The 19,741-nt window shown below is 53.1% G+C and carries 21 protein-coding genes and 1 pseudogene; all 22 read left to right on the top strand.

Annotated elements, in window-relative coordinates:
• Positions 1–116 precede the first annotated feature (116 nt).
• The 22 genes and pseudogenes from B5E62_RS03690 to B5E62_RS03575 all read left to right on the top strand — a co-directional run bounded on the left by B5E62_RS03690 (position 117) and on the right by B5E62_RS03575 (position 19,686).
• Complete coding sequence (locus B5E62_RS03690) at positions 117–257, top strand: Maff2 family mobile element protein (RefSeq protein WP_087173337.1); 141 nt, start codon at positions 117–119, stop codon at positions 255–257.
• Between the two features lie 375 nt (positions 258–632).
• On the top strand, positions 633–2,552 hold the full coding sequence (tet, locus tag B5E62_RS03685) for a TetM/TetW/TetO/TetS family tetracycline resistance ribosomal protection protein (protein ID WP_070087585.1): 1,920 nt from the start codon (positions 633–635) through the stop codon (positions 2,550–2,552).
• A 190-nt stretch (positions 2,553–2,742) separates the two neighbouring features.
• Positions 2,743–3,609 (top strand): AraC family transcriptional regulator, encoded by an 867-nt coding sequence (locus tag B5E62_RS03680; RefSeq protein WP_070087584.1) that lies wholly within the window; start codon positions 2,743–2,745, stop codon positions 3,607–3,609.
• A gap of 203 nt (positions 3,610–3,812) precedes the next feature.
• Positions 3,813–4,126, top strand: a pseudogene (locus B5E62_RS03670) (sigma-70 family RNA polymerase sigma factor); the annotation flags it as partial.
• A gap of 62 nt (positions 4,127–4,188) precedes the next feature.
• Positions 4,189–5,007 carry a TrmH family RNA methyltransferase gene (locus tag B5E62_RS03665; protein WP_070087583.1) on the top strand — a complete coding sequence of 273 codons (819 nt, stop codon included), beginning with the start codon at positions 4,189–4,191 and terminating at the stop codon, positions 5,005–5,007.
• Positions 5,008–5,259: 252 nt separating this feature from the next.
• On the top strand, positions 5,260–5,682 hold the full coding sequence (locus tag B5E62_RS03655) for a sigma-70 family RNA polymerase sigma factor (protein ID WP_070087582.1): 423 nt from the start codon (positions 5,260–5,262) through the stop codon (positions 5,680–5,682).
• Positions 5,675–5,872, top strand: a complete 198-nt coding sequence (locus tag B5E62_RS03650) for a helix-turn-helix domain-containing protein (RefSeq protein ID WP_070087581.1) — start codon at positions 5,675–5,677, stop codon at positions 5,870–5,872. Before B5E62_RS03655 ends, B5E62_RS03650 begins: the two co-directional genes overlap by 8 nt.
• Positions 5,873–6,585: 713 nt before the next feature.
• A complete protein-coding gene (locus B5E62_RS03645) occupies positions 6,586–6,984 on the top strand; it encodes a plasmid mobilization protein (RefSeq protein WP_070087580.1) in 399 nt (132 codons plus the stop codon).
• Positions 6,956–8,566 (top strand): relaxase/mobilization nuclease domain-containing protein, encoded by a 1,611-nt coding sequence (locus B5E62_RS03640; RefSeq protein ID WP_070087579.1) that lies wholly within the window; start codon positions 6,956–6,958, stop codon positions 8,564–8,566. The genes B5E62_RS03645 and B5E62_RS03640 overlap by 29 nt, the downstream gene beginning before the upstream one ends.
• Positions 8,556–8,942, top strand: coding sequence for a cysteine-rich VLP domain-containing protein (locus tag B5E62_RS03635; protein WP_070087578.1), 387 nt, complete (start codon positions 8,556–8,558; stop codon positions 8,940–8,942). The genes B5E62_RS03640 and B5E62_RS03635 overlap by 11 nt, the downstream gene beginning before the upstream one ends.
• Before the next feature lie 132 nt (positions 8,943–9,074).
• Positions 9,075–9,809 (top strand): replication initiator protein A, encoded by a 735-nt coding sequence (locus B5E62_RS03630; protein WP_070087590.1) that lies wholly within the window; start codon positions 9,075–9,077, stop codon positions 9,807–9,809.
• Positions 9,806–10,648 carry an ATP-binding protein gene (locus tag B5E62_RS03625; RefSeq protein ID WP_070087577.1) on the top strand — a complete coding sequence of 281 codons (843 nt, stop codon included), beginning with the start codon at positions 9,806–9,808 and terminating at the stop codon, positions 10,646–10,648. The genes B5E62_RS03630 and B5E62_RS03625 overlap by 4 nt, the downstream gene beginning before the upstream one ends.
• A gap of 14 nt (positions 10,649–10,662) precedes the next feature.
• A complete protein-coding gene (locus B5E62_RS03620) occupies positions 10,663–10,851 on the top strand; it encodes a transposon-encoded TnpW family protein (protein ID WP_070087576.1) in 189 nt (62 codons plus the stop codon).
• A gap of 111 nt (positions 10,852–10,962) precedes the next feature.
• Positions 10,963–12,582, top strand: a complete 1,620-nt coding sequence (locus tag B5E62_RS03615; RefSeq protein WP_070087575.1) for a recombinase family protein — start codon at positions 10,963–10,965, stop codon at positions 12,580–12,582.
• A 20-nt stretch (positions 12,583–12,602) separates the two neighbouring features.
• Positions 12,603–12,767, top strand: coding sequence for a Maff2 family mobile element protein (locus B5E62_RS17615; protein WP_072849849.1), 165 nt, complete (start codon positions 12,603–12,605; stop codon positions 12,765–12,767).
• 70 nt (positions 12,768–12,837) lie between these two features.
• Positions 12,838–13,707, top strand: coding sequence for a VirB6/TrbL-like conjugal transfer protein, CD1112 family (locus B5E62_RS03605; RefSeq protein WP_002576349.1), 870 nt, complete (start codon positions 12,838–12,840; stop codon positions 13,705–13,707).
• Positions 13,708–13,729: 22 nt separating this feature from the next.
• On the top strand, positions 13,730–14,146 hold the full coding sequence (locus B5E62_RS03600; RefSeq protein WP_007045884.1) for a PrgI family protein: 417 nt from the start codon (positions 13,730–13,732) through the stop codon (positions 14,144–14,146).
• 1 nt (position 14,147) lies between these two features.
• Positions 14,148–16,523 carry a VirB4-like conjugal transfer ATPase, CD1110 family gene (locus B5E62_RS03595; RefSeq protein ID WP_026649247.1) on the top strand — a complete coding sequence of 792 codons (2,376 nt, stop codon included), beginning with the start codon at positions 14,148–14,150 and terminating at the stop codon, positions 16,521–16,523.
• Complete coding sequence (locus tag B5E62_RS03590; RefSeq protein WP_002576347.1) at positions 16,520–16,900, top strand: DUF3851 domain-containing protein; 381 nt, start codon at positions 16,520–16,522, stop codon at positions 16,898–16,900. The genes B5E62_RS03595 and B5E62_RS03590 overlap by 4 nt, the downstream gene beginning before the upstream one ends.
• Complete coding sequence (locus tag B5E62_RS03585; protein WP_002576346.1) at positions 16,893–18,626, top strand: C40 family peptidase; 1,734 nt, start codon at positions 16,893–16,895, stop codon at positions 18,624–18,626. Before B5E62_RS03590 ends, B5E62_RS03585 begins: the two co-directional genes overlap by 8 nt.
• 33 nt (positions 18,627–18,659) lie before the next feature.
• Positions 18,660–18,914, top strand: a complete 255-nt coding sequence (locus B5E62_RS03580) for a DUF4315 family protein (protein ID WP_002576345.1) — start codon at positions 18,660–18,662, stop codon at positions 18,912–18,914.
• Positions 18,904–19,686, top strand: a complete 783-nt coding sequence (locus tag B5E62_RS03575) for a DUF4366 domain-containing protein (protein WP_002576344.1) — start codon at positions 18,904–18,906, stop codon at positions 19,684–19,686. The genes B5E62_RS03580 and B5E62_RS03575 overlap by 11 nt, the downstream gene beginning before the upstream one ends.
• Positions 19,687–19,741: the final 55 nt, after the last annotated feature.

Here is a 19,741-nt window from a genome sequence, read left to right as displayed (position 1 = left end):
AAAAAGGAGGACAGCCGGAATCAGGCCCCGGAAACCGGGTGCCGATTGTTCCGGCTTTTGTATGCCTATGAATGACTAAATCAAACTTTTCAAATGATTCCGGCTAACTATAATTTATGGCATTTTTCAATCAGGCTATCACCGTTCTTCAGACCCTCGTTATCGCTCTGGGCGCTGGTCTCGGCATCTGGGGTGTCATCAACCTGCTGGAAGGTTACGGCAACGACAACCCCGGTGCGAATGCTCATGTGTCATAAAGAAACACACAAGAGATTGATAGACAGCAGCCTACTATTCCGTAAATTTTGTTTCAGGACTTTCTTTTTCAATGCCGATATGCTATAATATTTCTATTCCAAGTAAGGAGTTAAAAATATGCGGCAAGGTATTCTTAATTAACTATAATCAAATAGTGGGAACAAAGAATTGTAACCGTCCCTTGCAAGGGGCTTAGTTTTTTGTACCCTTTTTAAGAATACTTTTGCCTTATATATTTGACATATCAAAAGAGCGACCGCTGCTTGCAGTGCGTTGTATGTATGTGTATGTCTATTCGCTATATCCCCAGCGGTAAAAGTATTTTGCTGCTGGGGATTTTTATGCCCTTTGGGGGCTGAATGGAGGACAAACACATGAAAATAATCAATATCGGCATTCTTGCTCATGTAGACGCAGGAAAAACGACTTTGACAGAAAGCCTGCTCTATACCAGCGGAGCCGTTCCGGAATTAGGGAGTGTAGATAAGGGAACAACGCGGACAGACACCATGCTGTTGGAACGCCAGCGTGGGATTACCATTCAAACGGCCGTCACTTCTTTCGGCTGGAAGAATTATAAGATCAATATTGTCGATACCCCCGGCCATATGGACTTTTTGGCGGAAGTATATCGCTCACTTGCTGTTCTTGACGGAGCAATTTTAGTAGTTTCCGCAAAGGACGGCGTGCAGGCACAAACACGGGTACTGTTCCATGCGCTCCAGAAAATGAAAATCCCAACGATTATTTTTGTAAATAAGATAGACCAGGAGGGCATTGACTTACAGAGCGTTTATCAAAATATCAGAGAAAAACTTTCTGATGATGTCATGGTTATGCAAGATGTTTCGCTCACTCCGGAAGTGTCTCTGACAGACATTGAGGATATAGAAAAATGGGATTCTATTATTGCTGGAAATGATGAACTTTTGGAAAAATATATTGCGGGGGAACCTTTGAAAATACAAGATTTACAGAGGGAGAAATGCAGAAGAATGCAAAACGGTTCCCTGTTTCCTATTTATCATGGGAGTGCAAAGAACAATATCGGAACTGAAAAGCTGATTGAAGTGATTGCAGAAACATTTACTTCTGGTGCGGACAACGATCAATCCGAGCTATGCGGAAGCGTTTTTAAAATCGAGTACACAGACCAGAAAAAGCGGCTCGTTTATTTGCGGTTATACAGCGGGACACTTCATTTACGGGATACGATTCTCCTGCCCCAAAATCAAAAACTAAAAATCACAGAAATGAGGATTCCGTCAAACGGAGAGATTATACCGGCGGACACAGCCTGTTGCGGAGAAATTGTTATTTTGACCAATGACACTCTGAAGCTGAATGATACTCTCGGAAATGTAGAACTTTTGCCGCGCAAGGCATGGGAAAAAAATCCGATTCCTTTGCTTCGGACGACGGTGGAGCCGCAAAATCAGGAACAAAGAGACCTCCTGCTGAATGCCCTGACGGAAATTGCAGATACAGATCCGCTGTTGCATTACTATGTGGATACGATAACGCATGAAATCATCATTTCTTTTTTAGGAAAAGTCCAGTTAGAGGTTGTATGCTCTCTGTTAGTAGAGCGATACCATGTGAACATAAATGTGAAAGAACCTACGGTCATTTATCTGGAAAGGCCATTAAAAACAGCCAGTTACACGATTCATATTGAAGTGCCGCCGAATCCGTTTTGGGCATCCATTGGCTTAACTGTAACGCCACTTCCTGCCGGAAGTGGAACCCGGTTTAAAAGCAAAGTATCTCTCGGCTATTTAAACCAAAGTTTTCAAAATGCCGTTATGGAAGGGGTGCGTTATGGAATGGAGCAAGGCTTATACGGTTGGGAAGTGACAGATTGTGAAATTTGTTTTGACTATGGAGTTTATTACAGTCCAGTTAGTACCCCCGCAGATTTTCGTTCCCTTGCTCCTATCGTGTTAGAACAGGCATTGAAAAGAGCAGGAACACAATTATTGGAACCATACCTTTCCTTTACCCTTTTTGCACCGCAGGAATATATTTCACGGGCTTATAATGACGCACCGAAGTATTGTGCAGTGATTGAATCAACCTTGCTTAAAAATGATGAAGTTATTTTTACGGGAGAAATCCCCGCCCGCTGCATCGGCGAATATAGGAATGATTTAAATTTTTATACAAATGGGAGAAGCGTCTGCCTTACCGAATTAAAAGGGTACCAAGAAATTTCCGGGGAGCCTGTATTGCAGCCACGCCGTCCTAACAGCCGTTTAGATAAGGTTCGGCATATGTTTCAGAAAATAACGTAATATTTTGTGCGTTATCACGGATAAAAATCTTTGAATATAAGGAGAGTCTATGTTAGTTTTGTTTTCAAGTCGGTTTTGTGTAAACTTATATTGAGCAAACGGCCTTTATTTATAACCCGACTAATTTTGTATGCTAATGTCGAGCATATCTTTCTAAATTGTGATATTCTTATTCGGAAGGAGGGGCAATGTGTTAAAGAAATTGAATGACGCGATGGACTATATTGAAGCGCACCTGGAGGACGAGTTTTTACTTGAGAAGATTTCTGAGCATATAAATGTTTCAGATTATCATTTTAGAAAAATATTTTTTGCGCTTACCAATATGACGCTGAATGAGTATGTAAAAAACAGACGACTTTCAGAAGCTAACAAAGAATTGTTGCAGGGGGCGCAGGTAACAGATGTCGCTTATCAATATGGGTATCAATCCGTAGACGGATTTACACGTGCCTTTAAAAAATGGAGCGGTATCTTACCGTCACAAGTCGCAAAGTTGAAACAATGTAAATCATGCCAAAAGTTACAATTTGTTGTAACTATGAAGGGAGGAACTTTAATGGAATATAAAATTGTTGAAAAACCTGCTTTTACGTTTGCAGGTGTAAGTAAACGAGTGCCGTTACAATATGAGGGAGTAAACAACGCTATTTTGGAACTGGCACAAAGCATAACACAGGAACAGAAAGAAGAAATGCACCGGTTGCAAAACATTGAGCCATATGAAACTGTAAATGTTTCCTATGAATCAGATACGAACTTTCTTGAAGAAGCTGGTGAATTAACGCATTTAATTGGAGTTTTAACAACTAAAAATGACATTAGCAGTAATCTGGACACATTTCCTGTTAAAGCTCATACGTGGGCAGTTTTTCCAAATGAAGGAATCTTCCCGTTTACTTTGCAGGATACAATGGCAAGAATCTACTCCGAATGGTTTATGACGGCAGATTATGAACTGGCAGAGCCGTTTTCTTTCTCTTTTACAAAAATGGACGACAAAAAGCCCAACTACGCATACAGTGAAATTTGGATTCCAGTAACAAAAAAAGAATAAGCAATTACACTCAAATAGGAAAGCCAGCCGAGCCAGCGGGCAGTCAAGATAAACGGCGCATATGCGCCGCTGTTGACAGCCCCGCCCGCCTTTGCTGGTAGGCAATCAAGGGGCGACAGCAAGGGGTGCTGCCGCCCTCTGATATTATAAATGAAACCCGTCAACCATACAACGCCCTATGTGGGAGAAAGGGGGAATCATCTATGCCTTGCACAGAAGCATACAAAGAACACATCATGTACACGTTCAATGGCTTTGCAAGACCGTCATACACTATGCGGCTATCAACGCATGGCGTGACAGGAGCAGACGGCGGCAAAAAGAAATATCCCTTGAATACCTCACAGAAGAAAAGTTTTACCCTTTAGGCACAACAGACGAATATTTTGAAGCACCCCATGAAGAACACCCTATAACGATATGCGGTCAGGCAGTTATCCTCACCAATGGAAAACTTGCCGCCGTCCTGTTATCCCTGCCACAGAAAAACCGGGAAATCATTTTCCCTTATTTTTTCAAAAATGGGCTTACAATGGGTGAAAAATTCGAAAACCAAAGTATGATGAGGCAGGTATTGAAATGAAAGTTGTTTCTATATTAAATAAAAATAATGATTACCAGAGATTTGAAGTATTGAAGCATAATCGAAATAAAAGATATAAATATAATCAATTTATTGTTGAAGGCGTAAGAAGTTTAAATGAAGCGGTTAAAAATAACTGGAAGATTATTTCTTTTATTTATGACAAGAATAATCTGTCAGGCTGGGCAAAACATATGATAGAAACAGTAAAAACAGAAGTCAATTATACTCTTACGGCACAGTTGCTAAAGGAATTAAGTGGAAAAGAAGAAACTTCTGAATTATTGGCTATTATTGAAATGAGGGAAGACAGGTTAGAAAATGTTGCGTTATCTTCCAATCCATTTATTGTGTTATTTGACAGGCCCTCTAATAAAGGAAATTTAGGTACGATGATACGTTCATGTGATGCGTTGGGAGTAGATATGTTGATAATTACTGGACATGCGGTTGATTTGTATGAGCCTGATGTAATTGTTTCGGCGATGGGTTCTTTTTTCAATCTTCCGGTGATTCGAATCATTCACAATGAGGATTTATATAAATTCGTTGAAAGCCTTAGAATAAAATACCCTGGCTTTAAGATCATAGGCACAACAGCCCACCACGAAAAGCCTATCTATCATGAGGACTTGAAAACCCCGGTTATGTTAATGATGGGAAATGAAACCATGGGATTAAATAAGGCATTTAAGGAATATTGTGATGTTTTATGTACGATTCCTATGGCTGAAGATTCCTATGCCAGTTCTTTCAATGTCAGTTGTGCTGCATCTATAATGATGTATGAAATAGTAAGACAACGAATGAATTAGACAGCATAACCCTTTTGAGAGTGAGCCAGAGAAAAGGGAGGAGCAGGCGTTCTACCTCAAAAGTCTGCAAATAAAAAAAGAATAAGCAATTACACTCAAATGGCAAAGCCAGCCGAGCCAGTCAACAGTCAAGATGAACGGCGCATATGCGCCGCCGTTGACAGCCCCGCCCGCCTTTGCAGATAGGCAATCAAGGGGCGACAGCAAGGAGTGCTGCCGCCCCGCACTATTATTCAGAGAGGGGGAATTTCCATGACCGAAGATGAAGCCTACAAAGTGCATATCCAGTACACATTCAATGCCTTTTGCAAGATTGTCATTCGTCACGCAGCCATAGATATAATCTTAAAGCTGCGCCGGAGGTGGGAACGGGAAGTTTCTCTTGACTATCTGATGAATGAGAAGTTTGTCCAGCTTGCCGAACCGGAGCAGCTTGAAGAATATCTTTTTACCGCCTGCGGCCAGACCGCCGTTCTGTACCATGCGGAACTTGCCGCCGCCCTTGCCCTCTTGCCGGAGCAGACACAGGAAGAGATTTTCCGTTACTATTTCCTGCGCCAGCCGCAGCGAGTGATCGGCGTACATATTGGCCGGACACGCAGCACAGCGGGGCGGCATATCCAGCTTGCCTTGCAGCGGCTACGGCGGCTCATGGAGGGAAAAGACCATGAGTAAACTTCTCCCCTATGAAACAATCGTCAAAGCCCATGAGGGCGACCCGGACGCAATCGACACCGTCCTTTCCCACTATGCCGGATATATCCGCTACTTTTCCAAAGTACACGGTCAGGTTAACGCCGAGGTTGAGGAATATGTGAAGCAGCAGCTAATCTCCGCACTATTCAAGTTTCGCTTTGACCGATAAGCCCCAAAACTGAATACCAGCCGCCCACCAGCGGCCAGTGAAAGCAGTAAGTCTGAAAAAGATTTGCTGCTTTTTTTGTTGTCCATTTGGCAAAATCGCAAAGTCACCCGTAGTAGGTAGGTGAAGCCAGAAAAAGCTGCCTGCTCCGTTTGGCAAATTTCAAAACGCAGTGTTGTAGGGAGTGAAAGGAAAAATTCTCTGCCCCGTAGGTTGCCAAAATCCTGTTTCCCGGATTACTAAGGCAAAAGAAAATTTGAAAAATCCCCGGACAGCGGGTAGCTGGCGGCCTTTTGAATGTATCTTTGGCGAAAGAAAAAAAAGACCGCGCACAGCGGGCTGAAAGCCCCGCCCCGTTCGCTCTATGTACGGAAAAGCCCGGACAGGGGCAGTCTGCGGCTTACTAAGAGCAAGTTTCTACCACGGTGCCAAAATCCGCAATTCTGCGGTTTTGCCCCTCGCGGGAAACTTGTTGGGGAGTGCCTTCCCCAAACCCTGCTATACGCCCTTACGGGCGAAAAAGCTGAAAACAGTTTTTGTTATTTTCCAAAAAGTTGCCCAATGGGAGGTATAGAGGGATTTTTCTGCCGAAATGCAAAAAAAAGTTTTTGTAATTTCCCGAAAAGTTAAGCAATGGGAGGAGTGAGAGGAAATTTTCTCCGCCCAAAATCCGAAAAAAGTCAGCAATAAGAATAGTGAGAGGAGGTTTTCAGCCTATGCGAAAGAAATACAACACGCCCCACCGCAGCCGCGTTGTGAAAACCCGGCTGTCCGAAGATGAATACGCCGACTTCACAGCGCGGCTTGCGCCCTATGGTATCAGCCAGTCGGAATTTCTCCGGCAGGCGATACGGCGCACGACCATACGCCCCGTTGTCCATGTATCGGCGGTCAATGATGAACTGCTCTCCGCTGTCGGGAAGCTGGCCGCCGAGTACGGCAGGATCGGCGGCAACCTCAATCAGATTGCCCGGTATCTGAACGAGTACGGCTCACCCTACAATGCGCTGTCCGGCGAGGTACGCGCCGCCATAGCCGACCTTGCCGCCCTCAAGTATGAAGTCCTCAAGAAAGTAGGTGACGCAGTTGGCAACACTCAAGCATATCAACTCTAAAAACGCCGACTACGGAGCCGCCGAACAATATCTTCTCTTTGAGCATGACGAGTTTACCATGAAGCCCGTCCTTGATGAAACCGGCAGGCTTATCCCCCGCGAGGACTACCGGCTGTCAACGCTGAACTGCGGCGGGGAGGATTTTGCCGTTGCCTGTATGCGGGCAAATCTCCGCTATGGGAAGAACCAGCGGCGGGAAGATGTGAAAAGCCACCACTATATCATCAGCTTTGACCCACGGGACGGGCCGGACAACGGCTTGACCGTAGACCGGGCGCAGGCATTGGGCGAGAAGTTTTGCGCCGAGCATTTCCCCGGCCACCAAGCCCTTGTATGCACCCACCCGGACGGCCACAACCACAGCGGCAATATCCATGTGCATATCGTCATTAACAGCCTGCGGATAGAGGAAGTACCGTTCCTGCCCTACATGGACAGGCCAGCCGACACGAAAGCCGGCTGCAAGCACCGCTGTACCGACGCTGCCTTGCGCTACTTCAAATCCGAAGTCATGGAGATGTGCCACCGGGAGGGGCTTTACCAAATCGACCTCTTGAACGGCAGCAAGAACCGCGTGACCGACCGGGAGTATTGGGCGCAGAAAAAGGGACAGGCTGCGCTGGACAAGCAGAACGCCCCCATGATTGCAGGCGGTATCACGCCCCGGCAGACCAAGTTTGAAACGAACAAGGAGAAGCTGCGGCAGACCATACGGAAAGCCCTTGCCACCGCCGCCAGCTTTGACGAATTTTCCTCTCTGCTGCTGCGGGAGGGCGTGACCGTCAAGGAGAGCCGGGGGCGGCTGTCCTATCTCACGCCGGACAGGACAAAGCCCATTACCGCCCGGAAGCTGGGCGACGACTTTGACCGCACCGCTGTCCTTTCCGTTTTGGAGCAGAACGCCGCCAGAGCCACAGAAAAGGCCGCAGCCATACTCGAATACCCCCGGCATGGGAACACAAAAGCCCCACAAACCGCCCCGAAGCAGGACGGTGTGCAGCGGCTTGTGGACATTGAGCAGAAAATGGCCGAGGGCAAAGGCCGGGGCTATGAACGCTGGGCGACCATGCACAACCTCAAACAAATGGCCGCGACGCTGAATGTGTATCAGGAATACGGCTTTACTTCCCCGGAGCAGTTAGAAGCCGCCGTTGATACCGCCTATCAGGAAATGCGCCAGACCAGCGGCGAACTGAAAGCACTGGAAACGAAGCTACAAGGGAAAAAGGAGTTGCAGCAACAGGTACTTGCCTATGCCAAGACCAAGCCCACCCGCGACGGGCTGAAAGCGCAGAAATCCGAGAAAGCCCGCGCCGCCTACCGGCAGGCAAACGAGAGCGATTTTATCATAGCCGAAGCCGCCGCCCGGTATTTCAAGGCGCATGGCATCACCAAGCTGCCCGCCCGGAAAGCGTTGCAGGCCGAGATCGAGCAGCTTATCTCCGAGAAAGACGGCCTGTATAACACCTACCACGAACAGAAACAGCGGTTCAAGGAGTTGCAGACCGTCAAGCGGAACATCGACCAGATTTTGCGCCGGGAGGAACCCCACCGCAGAAAGGAGCAGAGCCATGAGCGATAACCTGCCCCGCATGGACTACCGCCAGCACCGGCGGGCGCGGCGGCTGGTACATGAGTGCTGTAACTACGACGAGGGAAACTGCCTGCTGTTAGACGACGGGGAGCCTTGCGTGTGCGTCCAAAGCATTTCCCTTTCCCTCATGTGCCGCTGGTTCCGTGTGGCTGTCCTGCCCCTTGACGGGGAACTGGCCGCAGCCCTCTTGTACCGGGGGAGCCGGAAACGGTGTGAGGTCTGCGGGGCGGCATTTGTCCCCAAATCCAACCGGGGAAAATACTGCCCCGACTGCGCCGGACGCATGAAGAAACTCAAAGCCGCCGAGAGAAAGCGGAAACAAAGGCAGAAATGTCACGCTTTAGAGCCTTTCAAACCCGCATGAATCAAGGTTTTTTTCGTGAGTGTCAAAGGGTACGCGATACATTTATCCTTTTCCCCCGGAAACGCCGTTCTAAGGCGTGACAAAACACCACAATCAACCCGAACACAGGGAGGTGATACTATCGCTGATTATATCATGGCAGACACGCCGCTGCCTATCTATCTGCCCTACCCCCGTTTCCTGCTGAAAATGGAGATTTCCCAGACCGCCAAGCTGCTGTATTCGCTGCTGTTAGACCGTTCCACACTCTCCCAGAAGAACAAGTGGCAGGACGACGAGGGCAGGATATATATTATCTATCCAATCGCGGAGATAGCCGAAATACTGGATAAGGGCAGCACCACCATAAAGGGGGCGCTTAATGAACTGGACATGGCGGGGCTGCTGGAACGGGAACGGGGCGGCTTCTCCGCACCGAACCGGCTTTATGTCAAAGTGCCGCGAGTGCCACAGGTACAGTTTTCCGACCAACTGATGGCCGGAAATCCGACCCTCATAGAGCCGGAAAACCGTCCTACTGATGGTCAGAAAACCGACCTTATGATGGTCGGAAAACCGTCCCCTAACCAAACTACTATAAACAACCTTACAGAGAGCCAAACAAAGGGAGTGAGTGGGGAGCCGCCCGCGCCCTATGGCCGATACCAGAATATTTTTCTGTCGCAGACCGAATACGACGAGTTGCAGGCAGAGTACCCCGACAGGCTGGAACGGTTCATCGAGGAAATGAGCCGCTACCTTGCCGCCAACGGGAAAAGCTACCAGAACTATGCCGCCGCCCTGCGGATATGGGCGGGGAACGACAAAAAGAAAGCCCCGAAAAAGGGCATACCAGACTACTCATGCAAGGAGGGCGAGAGTTTATGAAGAACGAAATCAACGCTGTTTTGGAGAATATGACGACCACCGCCCCGGAGCCGGAGGACTACACCGGCGAGGACGGTTTACTGTACTGCGGCAAGTGCCGCAAGCCGAAAGAAGCCTATTTTGCGCCGGATAAGGCCGCTATCTTTGGCCGTGACCGTCACCCGGCAGAGTGCGACTGCCAGAGAACCGCCCGCGAGGAACGGGAGGCCGCCGAGAAGCGGCGCAGGCACCTTGACACCGTGGAAGAACTGAAACGCCGGGGCTTTACCGACCCCACCATGCGGGACTGGACTTTTGAGAACGACAACGGCAGGAACCCGCAGGCCGGGATTGCCCGCCGGTATGTGGAGCATTGGGCGGATATGCGAGCCGACAATATCGGCTGCCTGTTCTGGGGCGGCGTGGGAACCGGGAAAAGCTATCTTGCGGGCTGTATCGCAAACGCCCTCATGGAGAAAGAAATCCCCGTCCACATGACGAACTTTGCCCTTATCCTCAACGACCTTGCCGCCAGCTTTGAGAACCGCAACGAGTACATTTCCCGCCTTTGCCGCTATCCGCTGCTTATCATTGACGACTTCGGCATGGAGCGCGGGACGGAATACGGGCTGGAACAGGTTTTCAATGTGATTGACAGCCGTTACCGCAGCAGCAAGCCGCTGATCGTCACGACCAACCTCACGCTGGACGACCTGCGGAACCCGGAGGACACCGCCCATTCCCGGATTTATGACCGCCTGCTTTCCATGTGCGTCCCGGTACGCTTTACCGGCGACAACTTCCGGCAGGAAGCCGCGCAGCGGAAAATGGAGAGCATGAAGAAACTGATTACCGACTGAAAGGAGTATTGCCTATGGCAGATAACAAGCAGCCCGACACCCGCACCACCCGCCGCCCCGACTGCGTGACGGAAATCCGCATGGGCAATTCCGTCCTTGTCGTGTCCGGCTATTTCAAGAAAGACACTACCACCACCGCCGCCGACAAAATGGCGCGGGTACTGGAAGCGGAAGCCGCTGCTACACAAAAACCGGCAATTTGACAAATCATAAAGAAGCAGATTTTACACTTTTGCCGCTATACAGCCCGCCCTATTCCGTGGTACAATGAAACCACGGAATAGTGGGGCTGGCTGTCGGAAACGGAGGATTTTATGTTAAGACAAGCCACCCAAAACCTCATTACCGCCCTTTATCCGAGATTGTCCCATGAGGACGAGTTGCAAGGCGAGAGTAATTCCATATCGAACCAGAAAAGGATTTTGGAAACCTACGCCAAGCAGAACGGCTTTACTAATCTGCGCTGGTACACCGACGACGGCTTCTCCGGCGCGAACTTTCAAAGACCCGGTTTTCAAGCCATGCTTGCAGACATTGAAGCCGGGAAAGTCGGAACCGTCATAGTCAAGGACATGAGCCGGTTAGGGCGAAACTACTTGCAGGTAGGGTTTTACACGGAAATGCTGTTCCCTCAAAAGGGAGTGCGTTTTATCGCTGTCAACGACAATGTGGACAGCGCAAACGGCAGCATGGACAACGATTTTACCCCTCTGCGAAATCTGTTCAACGAATGGCTGGTGAGAGATACGAGCAAGAAAATCAAGGCAGTAAAACGAGCAAAAGGCATGAGCGGCAAGCCTGTTACCAGCAAGCCGGTCTATGGCTACCTCATGGACGAGGACGAGAACTATATCGTTGACGAGGAAACCGCGCCGGTTGTCCAGCAGATATACCAGCTTTGCCTTGCCGGGAATGGCCCGACCAAGATTGCCCGTATGCTTACGGAGCAGCAAATCCCCACGCCGGGGACGCTGGAATACCGCAGGACAGGCAGCACACGCCGCTACCACCCCGGCTATGAGTGTAAATGGGCGACAAACACCGTCGTTCATATCCTCGAAAACCGGGAGTACACCGGCTGTCTGGTAAACTTCAAGACGGAAAAGCCCTCTTACAAGGTCAAACACAGTGTAGAGAACCCCGTGGAGAAGCAGGCCATTTTTGAGAACCACCATGAGCCTATCATAGACCGGGAAACATGGGAGCGCGTGCAGGAGTTACGCAAGCAGCGCAAACGCCCGAACCGCTATGATGAAGTGGGGCTGTTCTCCGGTATGCTGTTCTGCGCCGACTGCGGCCATGTGATGTACCAGCAGCGGTATCAGAACAAGAACCGCAAGCAGGACTGTTACATCTGCGGCAGCTACAAGAAGCGCACCCGCGACTGTACGGCGCACTTTATCCGCACCGACCTGTTGACCGCCGGTGTCCTCTCCAATCTCCGGCAAGTGACGGAGTATGCCGCCAAGCATGAGAGCCGCTTTGTGAAGCTGCTTATCCAGCAGAACGAGATCGGCGGCAAGAGAAAGACCGCCGCAACCACCAGGCAGCTTGAACAGGCGCAGGAGCGCATTGCCGAAGTGAGCCGCATTATTAAGCGGCTGTATGAGGACAATGTGAACGGCAAAATCAGTGACGAGCGTTTCATGGAACTGTCAGCAGACTATGAGCAGGAACAGCGGGAACTGAAAGACCGCGCCGCCGCTTTGCAGGCCGAACTGGACAAGTCGCAGGCCGCCACCGTCAACGCGGAAAAGTTTATGGGTATCGTCCGAAAGCACCTTGCCTTTGAGGAATTGACCCCCACCCTCTTGCGGGAAATGATTGAAAAAATCGTCGTGCATGAGTGTAGCTATGACGAGAACGGCACCCGCAGGCAGGACATTGAGATTTATTACAGCTTTGTCGGCAAGATTGACTTGCCCGAAGCCTAACGCCCGACCTATCCGACACAATGGCCAAGTGCCGGATAGGAACGGCAAAATTTTTTACATTTCTATTACTTCTTTATCGCACATCAGTAAAAAGCCAGGGCATGAAACAGCTGATGGCCGGCGCGGGCGTCGCCATCGTTGGCATGGTCCTCGTACCGCTGCTGTCCGGCCTGTTCACCGTCTGATCGTACCCCGCTGAAATCCTCGTCCCCTCCCGCGCACAGCGGGAGGGGCTGAAAGGAGGTTTGACACCGTATGGATTTCTTATTGGATGCCCTGACCAACTGGCTGAAAGAGATGCTGGTGGGCGGCATCATGGGAAACTTAACGGGGATGTTCGACAGTGTGAACCAGCAGGTCGCGGACATCGCCACGCAGGTGGGCCAGACCCCGCAGGGGTGGAACGGCAGCATTTTCAGTATGATCCAGAACCTTTCCAACTCCATCATGGTGCCGATTGCTGGCGTGATCCTGGCCATCGTGATGACGCTGGAGCTGATCCAGATGATTACCGACCGCAACAACCTGCATGATGTGGACACCTGGATGATCTTCAAATGGGTGTTCAAGTCCGCCGCCGCGATTTTGCTCGTCACCAACACCTGGAACCTCGTCATGGCCGTGTTCGATATGGCCCAAAGCGTGGTGGCCCAGGCGTCCGGCATCATCGGCTCGGACGCTTCCATCGACATCTCCGCTGTTATGACCGATATGGAGTCCCGGCTGATGGATATGGACCTGGGGCCGCTGTTCGGCCTGTGGTTCCAGTCGCTCTTTATCGGCATTACCATGTGGGCGCTGTATATCTGCATTTTCATCGTGATTTATGGCCGTACGATCGAAATTTACCTTGTCACGTCGGTGGCCCCCATCCCGATGGCGACCATGATGGGCAAGGAATGGGGCGGCATGGGCCAGAACTACCTGCGCAGCCTGCTGGCCCTGGGCTTCCAGGCGTTTTTGATTATCGTCTGCGTGGCGATCTACGCCGTGCTGGTGCAGAACATCGCCACCGAGGAGGACATCATCATGGCAATCTGGAGCTGCGTGGGCTACACCGTGCTGCTTTGCTTTACGCTGTTCAAGACCGGCAGCCTGTCCAAAGCCGTATTCAACGCACATTGACCCGGAGGGAGGGAATTTACCAATGGCTTATGTACCCGTACCCAAAGACCTGACGAAAGTCAAAACCAAGGTCGCGTTCAACTTAACCAAGAGGCAGCTTGTCTGCTTCGGCTGCGGGGCGCTCATCGGCGTGCCGCTTTTCTTTTTGCTCCGGGGGCCTGCTGGCAACAGCGTGGCGGCCATGTGCATGATGCTCGTCATGCTGCCCTTTTTCATGCTGGCGATGTATGAAAAACACGGCCAGCCCCTGGAAAAGATCATCGGCAACATCCTCAAGGTGGCCGTCATCCGGCCCAAGCAGCGCCCCTACCGCACCAACAACTTCTATGCCGTGTTGGAGCGGCAGGCAAATCTCGACAAGGAGGTGTATGACATTGTTCGCGGCAAAGACAAAGCGGCAGGCCGAACCGGCAGAGCCGCAGACCAAACCCCGGCGTAAGCTGACCCGCGCCGAACGCAAACAAATCGAGGCAGCGATTGCCCGCGCCAACCGCACGGGCAAAAAGGAGCGGTCCGCCCAGGACAGCATCCCCTATGAGCGGATGTGGCCGGACGGCATCTGCAAGGTGGCGGATGGCCGCTACACCAAGACCATTCAGTTCCAGGACATCAACTACCAGCTCAGCCAGAACGAGGACAAGACCGCCATCTTTGAAGGCTGGTGCGATTTCCTCAACTACTTCGACAGCTCCATCCGTTTCCAGTTGTCCTTTTTGAACCTGGCGGCGTCCCAGGAGACCTTCGCCAACAGCATTACCATCCCGGCCCAGGGGGATGACTTTGACCCCATCCGGGTGGAGTACACGCAGATGCTGCAAAACCAGCTGGCGCGGGGCAACAACGGCCTTATCAAGACCAAGTACCTGACCTTTTCCATCGAGGCCGACAGCATCCGCTCCGCCAAGCCCCGTCTGGAGCGCATCGAGACCGATGTGCTGAACAACTTTAAGCGGTTGGGCGTGGCCGCCGAGGTTCTGGACGGCAAAGCCCGGCTGGCCCAGCTTCACGCCATCTTCCACATGGACGAGCAGGCGCCCTTCCAGTTCGAGTGGGACTGGCTGGCTCCCAGCGGCCTTTCCACCAAGGACTTTATCGCGCCGTCCGGCTTCGAGTTCCGTACCGGCAAGCAGTTCCGCATGGGAAAGAAGTACGGGGCCGTCAGCTTCGTGCAGATTCTGGCCCCGGAGCTGAATGACCGTATGCTGGCGGACTTTCTCGATATGGAAAGTTCCCTCATTGTGAATCTGCACATCCAGTCGGTGGATCAGGTGAAGGCCATCAAGACGGTAAAGCGGAAAATCACCGACCTGGACCGCAGCAAGATCGAGGAACAGAAAAAGGCCGTCCGCGCCGGGTATGACATGGACATCATCCCGTCCGACCTTGCCACCTACGGGGCCGAGGCCAAGAAGCTGTTGCAGGACCTGCAAAGCCGCAACGAGCGGATGTTCCTGGTGACGTTCCTGGTGCTGAACACCGCCGACAATCCCCGCCAGCTGGGCAACAACATCTTCCAGGCCAGTTCCATCGCACAGAAGTACAACTGCCAGCTGACCCGGCTGGACTTCCAGCAGGAGGAAGGCTTGATGTCCTCTCTGCCGCTGGGGCTGAACCAGGTGGAAATTCAGCGGGGGCTGACTACCAGCTCTACCGCCATCTTCGTGCCGTTCACCACCCAAGAGCTTTTTCAGAACGGAAAAGAGGCGCTGTACTACGGCATCAACGCCCTGTCCAATAACCTCATCATGGTGGACCGCAAGCTGCTGAAAAACCCCAACGGCCTGATTCTGGGTACGCCCGGTTCCGGCAAGAGCTTTTCGGCCAAGCGCGAGATCGCCAACTGCTTCCTGCTGACTTCGGATGATGTCATTATCTGCGACCCGGAGGCCGAGTACGCGCCGCTGGTGGAGCGCCTGCACGGGCAGGTCATCAAAATCTCGCCCACCTCCACCAACTACATCAACCCGATGGACCTGAACCTGGACTATTCGGACGATGAAAGCCCGCTGTCGCTGAAGAGCGACTTCATCTTGTCGCTGTGCGAGCTGATCGTGGGCGGAAAGGACGGATTACAGCCGGTACAGAAAACCATCATTGACCGCTGTGTGCGGCTGGTCTATCAGGACTACCTCAACGATCCGCGCCCGGAGAATATGCCCATTCTGGAGGATTTATACGACCTGCTGCGGGCGCAGGATGAGAAAGAGGCGCAGTACATCGCCACGGCGCTGGAAATCTACGTCACCGGCTCCCTCAACGTGTTCAACCACCGCAGCAACGTGGACATCAACAACCGCATTGTTTGCTATGACATCAAGGAGCTGGGCAAGCAGCTGAAAAAGATCGGGATGCTGGTGGTGCAGGACCAGGTGTGGAACCGCGTCACCATCAACCGGGCGGCCCGTAAGTCCACCCGCTACTACATCGACGAGATGCACCTGCTGCTCAAAGAGGAACAGACCGCCGCCTATACGGTGGAGATTTGGAAGCGGTTCAGAAAGTGGGGCGGCATCCCGACCGGGATCACCCAGAACGTGAAGGACCTGCTTTCTTCCCGCGAGGTGGAGAACATCTTTGAAAACTCCGACTTCGTGTATATGCTCAACCAGGCGGGCGGCGACCGGCAGATTTTGGCCCGGCAGCTGGGCATTTCCCCGCACCAGCTGTCCTATGTGACCCACTCCGGCGAGGGCGAGGGGCTGCTGTTCTACGGCTCCACGATTCTGCCCTTTGTGGATCACTTCCCGAAAAACACCGAACTGTATCGCATTATGACGACCAAACCCCAGGAAATGAAGGAGGCTGATGGACGATGAAACCCGAAATTCTGCATAACGACCACATGATGTTTCTGGACCGGGCGCTGGAAACCCAGCGCACCGCGCTCCTGACGGCGATGGCGGACGCCGTTTCCGAGTGCCGCACGGCGGCGGATCAGGCCGCTGAACTGACCGAGACCGGCGAGACCGGCCTGCTGCGGCTGGTGGAGATTCTGTGCGCCGCCAAGGTCCAGCGCGGGCAGGCCGGTGAGACTGTGCTGGAGGGCACCGAGGTCCAGATTTTGGCCGACGTAGTGGCCCAGCTCTACGCCTGCCTGACCGAGTGCCGCTTCGTGGGTCCGCTGGGGCTGGCGGCCTATGCGGAGCTTTCCAGCATGGCGGCCTCCCTCATGCTGGGGGAATGGTTTGATTAAGGAACCGCGCCTGCGCTTCACGGAGGAAGAACGGGCGGACCCGGCGCTGGAAAAGCCCATCCGCAAGGCGGAGAAGGCCGCCGTCAAAGCGGACAAGGCGCAGGCAAAAATCCCGAAAAAGCAGGTCAAACGGGCCGAGGTGGACCCCAAGACCGGCAAGGTCACGACCAAGCTGGTGCTGGAGGATAAGCCCCGGCCGCCCTCCAAACTGTCCCATACAGTGCGGGACGCGCCGGGCAACGCAGTGGCGGGCAAGCTCCACCAGGAGATCCGCAAGACCGAGGACGGTAACGTGGGCGTGGAAAGCGCCCACAAGTCTGAGGAAGCCGTAGAGACCGGCGTGCATCTGGCGAGGGAGGGCTACCGCAGCCACAAACTGAAACCTTACCGCAAGGCCGCCCAGGCCGAGCGGAAGCTGGAAAAGGCCAACATCGAGGCGCTGTTCCAGAAGTCTGTCTATGAAAACCCTGCGGCAGCCAGCAACCCGCTGTCCCGCTGGCAGCAGAAACAGCAGATCAAGAAGCAGTACGCCGCCGCCAAACGGGCCGCACAGTCCGGCGGGAGCGCCGCCGGTGCCGCCCAAAAGACCGGCAAAGCGGCCAAGACGGTCAAGGAGAAAGCCCAGCAGGCCGGGGCCTATGTGATGCGCCATAAAAAGGGCTTTGGCATCGCCCTGGGCCTATTTTTAATCGTCTGCTTGCTGCTCAACACCATGTCCTCCTGCTCCATGATGGCGCAGAGCATCGGTTCGATGATCTCCGGCACCACCTACCCATCGGATGACCCGGAGCTGGTGGCGGTGGAGGCCAACTACGCCGCCAAGGAGGCCGCGCTGCAAGCCGAGATCGACAACATCGAGAGCAGCCACCCCGGCTATGACGAGTACCGCTATGACCTGGATATGATCGGCCACGACCCCCACGAGCTGGCGGCCTACCTGTCCGCTGTGCTGCAAGGCTACACGCGGGCAAGCGCCCAGGCGGAGCTGGAACGCATTTTCGCGGCCCAATACCAGCTGACGCTGACCGAGGAAGTGGAGGTGCGCTACCGCACCGAGACCCGGACAGACAGCGAGGGCAACGAGTATGACGTGGAAGTGCCCTACAACTACTACATCTTAAATGTGACCCTCACCAGCAAGCCCATCTCCTCCGTGGCGTTGGAGCTGCTGACGCCGGATCAGCTGGAAATGTACCAGGTGTACCGGCAGACGCTGGGCAACAAGCCCCTGATCTTCGGCGGCGGGTCCGCCGACACCAGCGATTCCGAGAGTTTGGCCGGTGTGGAGTTTGTCAACGGCACCCGGCCCGGCAATCAGGCGGTGGTGGACATCGCCAAAAGCCAGGTGGGCAACGTGGGCGGCCAGCCCTATTGGAGCTGGTACGGCTTTAATTCCCGCGTGGAGTGGTGCGCTTGCTTCGTGTCCTGGTGTTACGGCCAGATGGGCCTTTCCGAGCCGCGCTTTGCCGCCTGCCAGTCCCAGGGCATCCCCTGGTTCCAGTCGCACGGACAATGGGGCGGGCGGGATTACGCCAACATCGCCCCAGGCGACGCTATCTTCTTCGATTGGGACTTGGATGGCAGCGCCGACCATGTGGGCATCGTAGTGGGCACCGACGGCAGCCGGGTTTACACCGTAGAGGGTAATTCCGGCGACGCCTGCAAAATCAAGAGTTATTCCCTGACCTACGAGTGCATCAAGGGCTACGGCTTGATGAACTGGTGACAAATTTTTATGAAGAATAGGAGTGATTTGACTATGGCTAAAAACAAAATCGAGCGCATCGACCAGGAGATCGCCAAAACCCGCGAGAAGATCGCGGAACAGCAGGAAAAGCTGAAAGACCTGGAAGCGCAGAAAACCGAGGCGGAGAACCTGGAGATCGTCCAGATGGTCCGCGCCCTGCGTATGACCCCGGCCCAGCTGTCCGCCATGCTGTCTGGCGGCATGGTGCCCGGCCGGGCGGTGGGTTCTGCCAATCCCGAACAGGAGGAAATGACCCATGAAGAATAAAAAGATTTTCAGAACCTTTGCCGCCCTTTGCACCTGCCTGATGCTGATGGGCGGCTTCTCTGTGACCGCCTTTGCCCAGGGCACTGACCCTGCGCCCACGGCCACACCGGCGGCGGACGCCACCAACGACAGCAACGTGGTGGTGGAGGAAACCGAGGACAGCCCCGCCCTGACCCCGGAGGGCAACGCCGCCCTGGTGGATGACTTTGGCGGCAACAAGCAGCTCATCACCGTCACCACCAAGGCGGGTAACTATTTTTACATCCTCATTGACCGCGCCAACGAGGACAAGGAGACCGCCGTCCACTTCTTGAACCAGGTGGACGAGGCCGACCTGGAGGCGCTGATGGAGGACGGCGAGACGGCGGAGGAAACGCCCGCCGTCTGCAACTGCACGGAAAAGTGCGCCGCCGGTGCGGTGAATACGGCCTGCCCGGTGTGCGCCGTGAATATGGCAGAGTGTACGGGCCAGGAGCCGGAACCCACCCCTGACCCGGAAACAGAGCCGGAGCCGGAACAGGAACCGGCAGGGCTGAACCCGGCGATGCTGCTGGTGGTGCTGGCTGTGCTGGGCGGCATCGGTGCGCTGGTCTACTTCAAATTCATCAAGCAGAAGCCCAAGACCAAGGGCAGCGACAACCTGGATGATTACGACTACGGCGAGGACGATACCGAACAGGAGGACGAGGACCCTTGGGAGACCGAGGAATCTGACGAGCCGGAGGACGCCGGCGGGGGCGGCGATGAGGAAAGCGAGAACCCGGCCAAATGACCCGGTTCACCGACAGCCCTTATGAACCCATGATGACGCGCAGGCCGGAGGGCGG

Origin of the sequence: Lachnoclostridium sp. An118 (assembly GCF_002160985.1) — a bacterium.
Classification (GTDB): domain Bacteria; phylum Bacillota; class Clostridia; order Lachnospirales; family Lachnospiraceae; genus Claveliimonas; species Claveliimonas stercoravium.
This window is presented reverse-complemented; position numbering and strand designations above follow the sequence as displayed.

Bases quoted from the DNA above. Each gene is read 5' to 3' on its own strand.
- B5E62_RS03690 (WP_087173337.1), top strand. From the start codon at position 117: ATGGCATTTTTCAATCAGGCTATCACCGTTCTTCAGACCCTCGTTATC.
- tet (WP_070087585.1), top strand. From the start codon at position 633: ATGAAAATAATCAATATCGGCATTCTTGCTCATGTAGACGCAGGAAAA.
- B5E62_RS03665 (WP_070087583.1), top strand. From the start codon at position 4,189: ATGAAAGTTGTTTCTATATTAAATAAAAATAATGATTACCAGAGATTT.
- B5E62_RS03655 (WP_070087582.1), top strand. From the start codon at position 5,260: ATGACCGAAGATGAAGCCTACAAAGTGCATATCCAGTACACATTCAAT.
- B5E62_RS03650 (WP_070087581.1), top strand. From the start codon at position 5,675: ATGAGTAAACTTCTCCCCTATGAAACAATCGTCAAAGCCCATGAGGGC.
- B5E62_RS03645 (WP_070087580.1), top strand. From the start codon at position 6,586: ATGCGAAAGAAATACAACACGCCCCACCGCAGCCGCGTTGTGAAAACC.
- B5E62_RS03635 (WP_070087578.1), top strand. From the start codon at position 8,556: ATGAGCGATAACCTGCCCCGCATGGACTACCGCCAGCACCGGCGGGCG.
- B5E62_RS03625 (WP_070087577.1), top strand. From the start codon at position 9,806: ATGAAGAACGAAATCAACGCTGTTTTGGAGAATATGACGACCACCGCC.
- B5E62_RS03620 (WP_070087576.1), top strand. From the start codon at position 10,663: ATGGCAGATAACAAGCAGCCCGACACCCGCACCACCCGCCGCCCCGAC.
- B5E62_RS03615 (WP_070087575.1), top strand. From the start codon at position 10,963: ATGTTAAGACAAGCCACCCAAAACCTCATTACCGCCCTTTATCCGAGA.
- B5E62_RS17615 (WP_072849849.1), top strand. From the start codon at position 12,603: ATGGCCAAGTGCCGGATAGGAACGGCAAAATTTTTTACATTTCTATTA.
- B5E62_RS03605 (WP_002576349.1), top strand. From the start codon at position 12,838: ATGGATTTCTTATTGGATGCCCTGACCAACTGGCTGAAAGAGATGCTG.
- B5E62_RS03600 (WP_007045884.1), top strand. From the start codon at position 13,730: ATGGCTTATGTACCCGTACCCAAAGACCTGACGAAAGTCAAAACCAAG.
- B5E62_RS03590 (WP_002576347.1), top strand. From the start codon at position 16,520: ATGAAACCCGAAATTCTGCATAACGACCACATGATGTTTCTGGACCGG.
- B5E62_RS03580 (WP_002576345.1), top strand. From the start codon at position 18,660: ATGGCTAAAAACAAAATCGAGCGCATCGACCAGGAGATCGCCAAAACC.
- B5E62_RS03575 (WP_002576344.1), top strand. From the start codon at position 18,904: ATGAAGAATAAAAAGATTTTCAGAACCTTTGCCGCCCTTTGCACCTGC.